Source organism: Streptomyces chisholmiae (assembly GCF_031845445.1).
Lineage (GTDB): Bacteria > Actinomycetota > Actinomycetes > Streptomycetales > Streptomycetaceae > Streptomyces > Streptomyces chisholmiae.
This window is the reverse complement of sequence record NZ_JAVREO010000041.1, coordinates 1-9,483: the sequence shown is the minus strand read 5'-3', so window position 1 is coordinate 9,483 and position 9,483 is coordinate 1. Positions and strand designations below refer to the sequence as shown.

At 72.3% G+C, this 9,483-nt stretch carries 6 protein-coding genes and 1 pseudogene; 6 read left to right on the top strand and 1 reads right to left on the bottom strand.

Features of this window, described 5'->3' with window-relative positions:
• The first annotated feature begins 234 nt into the window (after positions 1-234).
• The 6 genes from rplU (at position 235) to RM844_RS31820 (ending at position 9,035) form a co-directional block, all read left to right on the top strand.
• On the top strand, positions 235-558 hold the full coding sequence (rplU, locus tag RM844_RS31845) for a 50S ribosomal protein L21 (protein WP_311670934.1): 324 nt from the start codon (positions 235-237) through the stop codon (positions 556-558).
• Between the two features lie 14 nt (positions 559-572).
• The gene (rpmA, locus tag RM844_RS31840; protein WP_311670933.1) at positions 573-830 is read left to right on the top strand and encodes a 50S ribosomal protein L27; all 258 of its coding nucleotides are present in this window, start codon (positions 573-575) and stop codon (positions 828-830) included.
• Positions 831-960: 130 nt separating this feature from the next.
• Entirely contained in the window at positions 961-2,406 is a 1,446-nt protein-coding gene (gene obgE / locus RM844_RS31835; RefSeq protein ID WP_311670932.1) for a GTPase ObgE, read from the top strand.
• Positions 2,407-2,627: 221 nt separating this feature from the next.
• Complete coding sequence (locus RM844_RS31830) at positions 2,628-4,133, top strand: bifunctional cytidylyltransferase/SDR family oxidoreductase (RefSeq protein ID WP_311670935.1); 1,506 nt, start codon at positions 2,628-2,630, stop codon at positions 4,131-4,133.
• A complete protein-coding gene (locus tag RM844_RS31825; protein ID WP_311670931.1) occupies positions 4,130-6,184 on the top strand; it encodes a hypothetical protein in 2,055 nt (684 codons plus the stop codon). Before RM844_RS31830 ends, RM844_RS31825 begins: the two co-directional genes overlap by 4 nt.
• A 97-nt stretch (positions 6,185-6,281) precedes the next feature.
• Positions 6,282-9,035, top strand: coding sequence for a CDP-glycerol glycerophosphotransferase family protein (locus RM844_RS31820; RefSeq protein ID WP_311670930.1), 2,754 nt, complete (start codon positions 6,282-6,284; stop codon positions 9,033-9,035).
• 36 nt (positions 9,036-9,071) lie between these two features.
• Here RM844_RS31820 and RM844_RS31815 read toward each other — a convergent pair.
• Positions 9,072-9,483 (bottom strand): annotated as a pseudogene (locus RM844_RS31815) (acyltransferase family protein); the annotation flags it as partial.

The window sequence follows — 9,483 nt, the reverse complement described above, 5'->3', positions numbered from 1 at the left end:
TTTGTGCGGGGGGGTGGGCCGCCCACCCGGGGGGGGGGGGCCGACCCGGCGGATTTGACCGGCTTGTTGCCGCCTCCGTATTCTTGGCGATCGGTGTGTCGCTGGGCACGCCGCGCCTCTGAGCACCTTCCTCCCGCCACGCTCCGCCGGCCTCGTGCCGCGCGGTCGGGAGAGGCCGGGCACGCGCCCGTCGCTGGCATCAGGGGCTCCGTATCGAGTGAGAGAGAGTTTGGCGTGTACGCGATTGTGCGCACCGGCGGCCGTCAGCAGAAGGTCGCTGTGGGTGACGTCATCGAGGTTGACCGACTGGCGAAGAGTGAGGTCGGCGACACCGTCGAGCTCTCCACCCTGCTCGTGGTGGACGGCGAGACCGTGACCAGCGACCCGTGGGTGCTGGCCGGCGTGAAGGTCGCGGCCGAGGTCCTCGACCACCACAAGGGCGAGAAGATCCGGATCCAGAAGTACAAGAACAAGACCGGCTACCGCCGGCGGATGGGTCACCGTCAGCTGCACACCCAGCTGAAGATCACCTCGATCCCCGCCCCGGCCGCGAAGTAAGGGACTGAAGCGAGATGGCACACAAGAAGGGCGCGTCCTCCACGAGGAACGGCCGTGACTCCAACGCCCAGTACCTTGGCGTGAAGCGGTTCGGCGGCCAGGTGGTGAGCGCGGGCGAGATCCTGGTCCGGCAGCGCGGCACCCACTTCCACCCCGGCAAGGGCGTGGGCCGTGGCAAGGACGACACGCTGTTCGCCCTCCAGCCCGGCGCCGTGCAGTTCGGCACCCACCGGGACCGCAGGGTCGTGAACGTGGTGCCCGCCGCCCAGTAGGCGCGGCCGGACACAAGCTCTCCAGGGCGGACCGCACTTCCCTCGCCGGGAAGCGGTCCGTCCTTGGTTTTGTTGCACCTCACTGTGGGGCGCGAAGCGCGCGCCCCACAACCGCTAGGAGGCACCTGTCATGACAACCTTCGTGGACCGCGTCGAGTTGCACGTCGGCGCGGGTAACGGGGGCCACGGCTGTGCCTCCGTCCACCGGGAGAAGTTCAAGCCGCTCGGCGGCCCGGACGGCGGCGACGGCGGGCGCGGCGGCGACGTCGTGCTCGTGGTCGACCCCGCGGTCACCACCCTGCTCGACTACCACCACCGGCCGCACCGCAAGGCCACCAACGGCAAGCCGGGCGCCGGCGGGAACCGCACGGGCGCGCTCGGCAAGGACCTGGTGCTGCCGGTGCCGGACGGCACCGTGGTGCTGAGCCCGTCCGGCGAGGTGCTGGCCGACCTGGTCGGCGCCGGCACCACCTTCGTGGCCGGGCAGGGCGGCCGGGGCGGCCTCGGCAACGCGGCGCTGGCCTCGCCGCGCCGCAAGGCGCCGGGCTTCGCGCTGCTGGGTGAGCCGGGCGAGAGCCGGGACCTGGTGCTGGAGCTGAAGACCATCGCGGACGTGGCGCTGGTCGGCTACCCGAGCGCCGGCAAGTCCTCGCTGATCTCGGTGCTCTCCGCGGCCCGGCCGAAGATCGCCGACTACCCGTTCACCACCCTGGTGCCCAACCTCGGCGTGGTCACCGCGGGCGAGACCGTCTACACGGTGGCCGACGTGCCCGGGCTGATCCCGGGCGCCAGCGAGGGGCGCGGCCTGGGGCTGGAGTTCCTGCGGCACGTGGAGCGCTGCTCGGTGCTGGTGCACGTGCTGGACTGCGCCACCCTGGAGACCGAGCGGGACCCGCTCACCGACTTCGGGGTGATCGAGGAGGAGCTGGCCCAGTACGGCGGTCTGGAGGACCGGCCCCGCCTGGTGGTGCTGAACAAGACGGACATTCCGGAGGGGCAGGATCTGGCCGATATCGTTCGGCCGGAGCTGGAGGCGCGCGGGCTGCGGGTCTTCGAGGTCTCCGCGGTGTCCCGCAAGGGCCTGCGCGAGCTGTCCTTCGCGCTGGGCGGGCTGGTCGCCGAGGCCCGCGCCGCCACCCCGCCCGAGGAGGTCAAGCGCGTGGTGATCCGCCCGAAGGCGGTCGACGAGACGGGCTTCACCGTTACCGCCGAAGGTGAGGGTTTGTTTCGGGTTCGGGGAGAGAAGCCGGAGCGTTGGGTGGTGCAGACGGACTTCGCCAACGAGGAGGCCGTCGGCTACCTCGCGGACCGGCTCAACCGGCTCGGCGTCGAGGACGAGCTGGTCCGCCAGGGCGCCAGGGAGGGTGACGGCGTGGCGATCGGCCCCGAGGACAACGCGGTCGTCTTCGACTGGGAGCCCTCGGTGTCGGCCGGCGCCGAGATGCTGGGCCGCCGGGGCGAGGACCACCGGATGAACCCGCTGCGCCCGGCCGCCCGCCGGCGCCGGGACCGGGAGGCCGAGCGCCGGGACTCCGCCCAGCGGGAGTTCGACGAGTTCCGCGGGCCCTTCGAATGAGCCGGTGACCAGCGTGCGAGGGGCGCGGAGGGGCTTGCGGAACGCCCCCCGCGCCCCTCGTCTCTCACGCCGCTTTGGGGCCCGGCAGGGTAGCGGTAGGGTATCTCGAAGAGATAACGGTCTACCTCGGTTAGTCCGGCTTAGGGGTCAAGCTTCGGCGGGGGTTAACCTTCTCCTCGCGTAGGCGACACTTCTTGATACCGGCAGGAGCTTCCTTGAGCATGCAACCCAACGGGCCGTCCCCGCACACCACAGCGGTCGTTCTCGCCGGCGGTACGGGCCAGCGTGTGGGGCTTTCCATACCGAAGCAGCTGATCAAGGTCGCCGGTAAGGCCGTCATCGAGCACACCCTGGCGATCTTCGAGGAGGCCGGGGACATCGACGAGGTCATCGTGCTGATGGCCCCCGGGTACGCGCAGGACGTCGAGCGCATCGTCGCCAAGAGCGGGCTGACCAAGGTCAGCCGGGTGCTGGAGGGCGGTGCCACCCGGAACGAGACCACCCAGCGCGCCATCGCCGCGCTCAGCGAGGGGCTGGTCGAGGGCGAGGAGCGGCACGTGCTGTTCCACGACGCGGTCCGGCCGCTGCTCTCCCAGCGGGTGATCACCGACTGTGTGCGGGCGCTGGAGCGCTACCAGGCGGTGGACGTCGCCATACCGTCGGCGGACACCATCATCGTCACCCGCACCCACGGCGAGGACGGCGAGTTCATCACCGACGTGCCGGACCGGTCCCGGCTGCGGCGCGGTCAGACCCCGCAGGCGTTCCGGCTCTCCACCATCCGCCGCGCCTACGAGATAGCGGCCGACGACCCCAACTTCCAGGCCACCGACGACTGTTCCGTGGTCCTGAAGTACCTGCCCGACGTGCCGATCCACGTGGTGCCGGGCGACGAGTTCAACATGAAGGTGACCCAGCCGGTCGATGTCTTCCTGACCGACAAGCTCTTCCAGCTGGCCTCCACCGCCGCCCCCGCGCAGTCCGACGAGGCCGCCTACCGGGAGCGGCTGGCCGGCAAGACCGTCGTCGTCTTCGGCGGCTCCTACGGCATCGGCAAGGACATCTCCGACCTGGCCGCCGGCTACGGCGCCACGGTCTACCCGCTGGGCCGCTCCACCACCGGCACCCACGTGGAGAACCCGGAGGACGTCGCCGCCGCCCTCGCCAAGGCGCACGCGGACACCGGCCGGATCGACTACGTGGTCAACACCGCCGGCGTGCTGCGCATCGGGAAGCTCGCCGAGACCGACGACGCCACCATCGAGGAGGCGCTCAAGGTCAACTACCTGGCGCCGGTGCGGATCGCCAGGGCCGCCCACCGCTACCTCGCGGAGACCAGCGGCCAGCTGCTGCTCTACACCTCCAGCAGCTACACCAGGGGCCGGGCCGAGTACAGCCTGTACTCCTCGACCAAGGCCGCCATGGTCAACCTCACCCAGGCGCTGGCCGACGAGTGGGCCGCCGACGGCATCCGGGTCAACTGCGTCAACCCGGAGCGGACCGCGACCCCGATGCGGACCAAGGCGTTCGGGCAGGAGCCGGCCGGCACCCTGCTCTCCTCCGAGGCGGTCGCCCGCACCTCGCTGGACGTGCTGCTGTCCACGATGACCGGCCACGTGATCGACGTCCGCCAGCAGGACCCCACCGCCGACGCCAGCCAGGCCGGCTCCTTCGAGCGCGCGCTCGCCGCCGCCCTCAGCTCCGAGGCCGCCGGGGGGGTGGCATGACGGCACTGCTGCGCCGCCTCGTCGGCGTGACGACCATCGCCGAGCTGGTGGCGGCGGTGGTCGTGGTGGTCAGCTACCCCCTGATGCTGCTCACCGCACTGCTGCCGGCCACGGAGGCCTTCGTGGCCGCGGCGGCGGCGAGCTACCTCGGGGACCACCTCCTGCACCGCAGCGGCAGCTACCTGCTGGTGCGGATGGGCAAGGCCAGGGTCGGCCTGACGGTGCGCTTCCTGGTCCGCGAGCTGCTGCTGGTGCTGCTGCTGGCCCGCACCGGCTGGACGGACGAGCCGGTCGCCCAGCTGGCCGTCGTCGCGCTGCTCGCGTTCTACGCGCTGCAGATCCCGCACACCACGCTGGTGACGGTGCTGCGCCGCAAGCGCCGGCTGCCGTTCGCCACCCGCAACATCGACCTGTCGACCCTGCCGGTGCCGGACGGCGCCCCGCGCTGGCTGACGCACCGCGCGGTGGAGAAGGTGCTGCACGCCGAGGTCCCGATGTACGCGGGGCTGCTGGCGACGGTGCTCACCGACACCACCGCCTTCGGCTACGTGGGGATCGCGCTGACCCCCGCGCTGGTCCTGGTCTACCTGCTGGCGCTGCTGCCCTACCTGCGGGCCGCCAAGCTGCCGCCGGACCCGGAGCGGGCGCTGGAGTGGTTCGACGAGTGGCTGCGCTCGTACCGGCCGGAGACCGCGCTCTACTTCTCGGGCTCCAAGGAGTCCGTCTACCAGGCCGACATGTGGCTGGAGACGATGGAGCGGCTGGACAGCCGGCCGCTGGTGATCCTCCGGGAGCGCGCCATCCACAACCGGCTGGCCACCACCACGGTCCCCGTGGTGTGCGTGCCCAGCGCGGTGCACCTGATGAACATGGACCTCAGCACGCTGCGGGTCGGCCTCTACCCGGCCAACGTCGGGAAGAACCTCCACCTGCTGCGGGTGCCCACCATGAAGCACGTCTTCATCGGGCACGGCGACAGCGACAAGATCGCCAGCATCAACCCGTACGCCAAGGCCTACGACGAGGTGTGGTCCGCCGGCCGGGCCGGCCGGGACCGCTACGCGCTGGCCGACGTCGGCGTCCGGGACGAGGACGTGGTGGAGGTGGGCCGCCCGCAGCTGGCGTCCATCCAGCCGGCGAGCGCCCGCCCGACCGGCCGCATCCCCACCGTGCTCTACGCCCCCACCTGGGAGGGCTGGACGGACGACCCGGGCAACACCTCGCTGCTGCTGGCCGGGGAGAACATCATCCGCCGGCTGCTGACCGCCGACCGCCCGGTGCGGGTGCTCTACAAGCCGCACCCGTTCACCGGCACCCGGGACCCGGCGGCCGGCGTGGTGCACCAGCGGATCGTGGCCATGATCGAGGAGGCCGCCGCCGCCCGCGCCGGCGACCCGCGGTGGGCCGCCGAGGCCGAGCGCACGGCCGCCGACCGGGAGGCCGCCAAGGCCGCGCTGCGCGCCCTGGCCGAGTCCGGCCGGGGTGGCCGGTCGGGCCCCGCCTCGGTCTGGGACGACGCCTCGGTCTCCCGGGACGCCCAGACCCCGCCGGACCAGGCGGCGGTCGAGGAGCGCGCCTTCGCCGAGTGGAACGAGGCGTTCTGGCGCTCCTTCGGCTGGTGGGAGCACCGGGTGATCACCGGCTCCCAGCCGCGGCTGTTCGACTGCTTCAACGAGTCGGACGCGCTGGTGTCCGACATCTCCAGCGTGGTCTCCGACTACATCGCCAGCGGCAAGCCCTACGCGGTCACCGACTCGGCGGAGCTGGGCGCCGAGGAGTTCCGCCGGCAGAACACCGCCGTGCGGGCCGCCGTGATCCTGGCCAACGACGCGGCGCGGCTCGACGAGCTGCTGGACGCGGTGGGCGCCCCCGGCGCCGACCCGCTGGCCCGGGACCGGGTCGAGCTGAAGGAGTACCTGCTCGGCCCCGACGAGCCCAGCTCGCTGGAGCGGTTCAACGCCGCGGTCGGCGCGCTCGCCGCCCGGGCGGAGGCGCGCAACCAGGCCCTGGGCGAGTCCGGAGCGACCGCCGTGGTGAGCAGCACCCCCTGACGCCGGGTCCCGGCCGGCCCCGGCCGGCCGGTTCCCCGTCCACTGGTTCGTAGTAACAGGAAGAGGCACGAGGTCCGTGGTCGCGAAGCCTGAAGAGATGATCCCGGAGGAACTCCGGCGACGGATGCGGTTCCTCCCGGAGGCCACCGGGGCGGAGCGCGAGGAGTTCTTCGAGGCGGTCGCCGAGTTCCTGGCGAGCGCCGACGAGGGCAAGCTCCGGAAGTTCCCGCCGGTGGCCCGGATCAAGTGGCAGCTGGCCAGGGAGCGTCGGGTCGACGAGCTGCTCGCGGTGTTGAGCTTCGAGCGGGAGAACCCGTCGGCGTTCCCGGTCCGCGGCCGGCTGCGGCCCGCGGTGGCGATACCCGGCGTGGACATGGCCCGGCTGCCGGCCTCGGTCAGCCGGCTGCGGCTGCGCGAGATGCCGGTGCGGGCCAAGGCGACCGAGGTGCTCTGGCAGGACGGCAAGTTGGTGCTGCGGGGCTACGGCTACGTGGTGAACCTGCCGGACGGGGCGCACGCCCCGCTGCCCCGGCTCGCCTGGCTGCGCGCCAAGGGCGGGCGGCGGATTCCGGTCAAGCTGCGCCCCGAGGAGGCGACCCGGGCGACCCGGGACTCCAAGCAGGCGCTGCACAACTACGACCAGTCCGGGTTCGAGCTGACCATCGACCCCAACAAGCTGAAGTCCCGGGGGCGTTGGAAGGCCGGCACGTGGGGCCTGACGCTGGCCCTGCCGCGGCCCGGCGGCTATGTGCCGGGCCATGTGGACCGGGTGGACATCGGCTCGGCCGGCCACTCCCAGTCCCACGACCTGGGGGACGGCGCGCGGCTGGTCGCCAGCTTCGTGGAGGGCCGGTTCCAGGTCGCGGTCGAGCTGCCCGAGGCCGAGGTGACCGACCAGCGGCTGGTGGCCGGTGACATCCTGCGGCTGGGGCTGCGCGCCCCCGCCCAGGGCAAGCTGCCCACCAAGCTGCGGGTGGCCCGCAAGGGCGCGGCGGCCGGCACCGCCTACCCGCTCACGCCGGCCGACGCGGTGGACGGCTGGTCCCGGTTCACCGCCGACGTCCCGGTGGCCGACCTGACGGTGGCGACCACGGCCGACCAGAAGACCGTCGACTTCCTGGCGCACATCGAGTTCGTGGACGGCTCCGACCGGCGGGCCACCGTGCGGGAGGGCTTCGTGCCCGGCCGCCACGTCCGCCCGAACAACCGCGAGATCGCGGTCACCACGGACGGCCCCGGGCTGCTGAAGCTGCACGACCGGGCCCGGCAGGCCGTGGTGGACACGCTGCGCTGGGAGGACGGCGCGCTGCTGGTCGAGGGCGACTACGACGGCCCGGGCGACACCAAGCGGTTCGTGCTGCGGCACGGCGAGCGCTTCGAGGAGCACGTGCTGCCGCTCCAGTGGGCCGACGGCCGCTTCTCGGTGCGGATCCGGCCGGACCGGATGACGTCCTACGACGCCACGCTCCCGCTGCGCGCCGGCCGCTGGTACCTGTGGCTGCGGGACCGGAACGCCTGGGGCAACGGGGCCGACACCCCGGTGAAGCTCCGCTCCGACCTGATCGACGACACGCTGCCGCTGCGCAAGCGGGTCGCCGGCCGCACGTACACCGTCAACCGGCGCTACTACGACCGGCTCTTCCTCGGCTCGGGCCCGGTGCTGAAGGCCGAGGAGCGGGGCGCCTGGCGGCAGCGGCAGCTGCGGCAGACGCTCACCCCCCGGTTCAAGCGGGAGCCGCTGCGCGAGACGGTCTTCTACAACAGCTTCGGCGGCAAGCAGTTCTCCGACTCGCCGCGCGCGATCTACGAGGAGTTCGTGCGGCGCGGCATCGAGGTGGAGCACCTGTGGTCGGTCGCCGACGAGCAGGTCGCGCTGCCGCCCGGGGTGCGCCCCGTGGAGTGGCACAGCACCGAGTGGTACGAGGCGCTGGCCCGCAGCCGCTACGTGGTGACCAACGTCGGCCTCGGCGACTGGTACGAGCGGCGGGAGGGGCAGTGCGTGGTGCAGACCTGGCACGGCACCCCGCTGAAGAAGATCGGCGCCGACCTGCTGGGCACCCCGAAGGCGAACCTGGCGTACATCGCCAGCCTGCCGCACCGCTTCCGGCAGTTCGACATCGTGGTCTCGCCGAACGCGTTCACCACCCCGATCATGCGGAACGCGTTCCGCTGCGAGGGCGAGGTGCTGGAGGCGGGCTACCCGCGGAACGACATCTTCCACCGGCCGGACCGGGAGAAGATCGCCCAGCGGGTGCGGGCCACCCTCGGCATCCCCGAGGGCAAGAAGGTGGTGCTGTACGCCCCGACCTGGCGGGACGACCAGCGGCACACCGCCTCGAAGTTCAAGCTCGACCTCCAGGTCGACCTGACGGCCGCCGAGCAGGCGCTCAGCGAGGACCACGTCTTCCTGTTCCGGAAGCACCCGAAGATCCTGGACGCCATCCCGGGCGCCGGACAGGGCTTCGTCTTCGACGTGTCGGCCTACCCGGACATCGCCGAGCTGTACCTGATCACCGACGTGCTGATCACCGACTACTCGTCGGTGCTCTTCGACTTCGCGCACTCGGGGCGGCCGATGCTCTTCTTCACCTACGACCTGGAGCACTACCGGGACACGCTGCGCGGCTTCTACTTCGACTTCACCGAGAAGGCGCCCGGCCCGCTGATCAAGACCTCGGCCGAGCTGGTCGCGGCCATCCGGAACATCGACGCGGTGGAGCGGGAGTACCTCGGCAAGTACGCGCGGTTCGTCAAGGACTTCTGCGAGCCGTCGGACGGGCTGGCCACCGCCCGTGTCGTGGACCGGATGCTGGAGATCGGCCGGTCGGACGCGGACGGCGCCGGCCGGTAGGGCCGGCGGCCGCTCCGCGTCCGCGGGACGGCGGGATCAGGCGCGGGGCGTCGGGGCGGCTTCGGCCGCGCCGGCGCCCGCCGCCGGTTTCGGGGGATCGTCGCGCCGGAAGAACCAGCGCAGCTTGGGCTCCACCACCGGCCGCAGCAGCTTCTGCACCGGCGGCGCGCACAGCAGCGAGATGCCGACGGCGGCGACCACGGTGCTGACCAGCAGCCCGGTCCAGGCGTTCTGCATCACCTCCGGGTCGTACCAGCCCCACTCGACGGAGCCGCGGATCAGGAAGCCGTGCAGCAGGTAGCCGTAGAGGGTGCCGGCGCTCAGCGTGGTCATCCACGAGTGCCTGCCGGGGACCAGCGCCAGGAAGCAGGCGGTGAGCACCACCGAGCAGCCGAACAGCGCCAGCGTCATCAGCGCCCCGACCCACCAGGGCTCGCCCAGCTCCTGG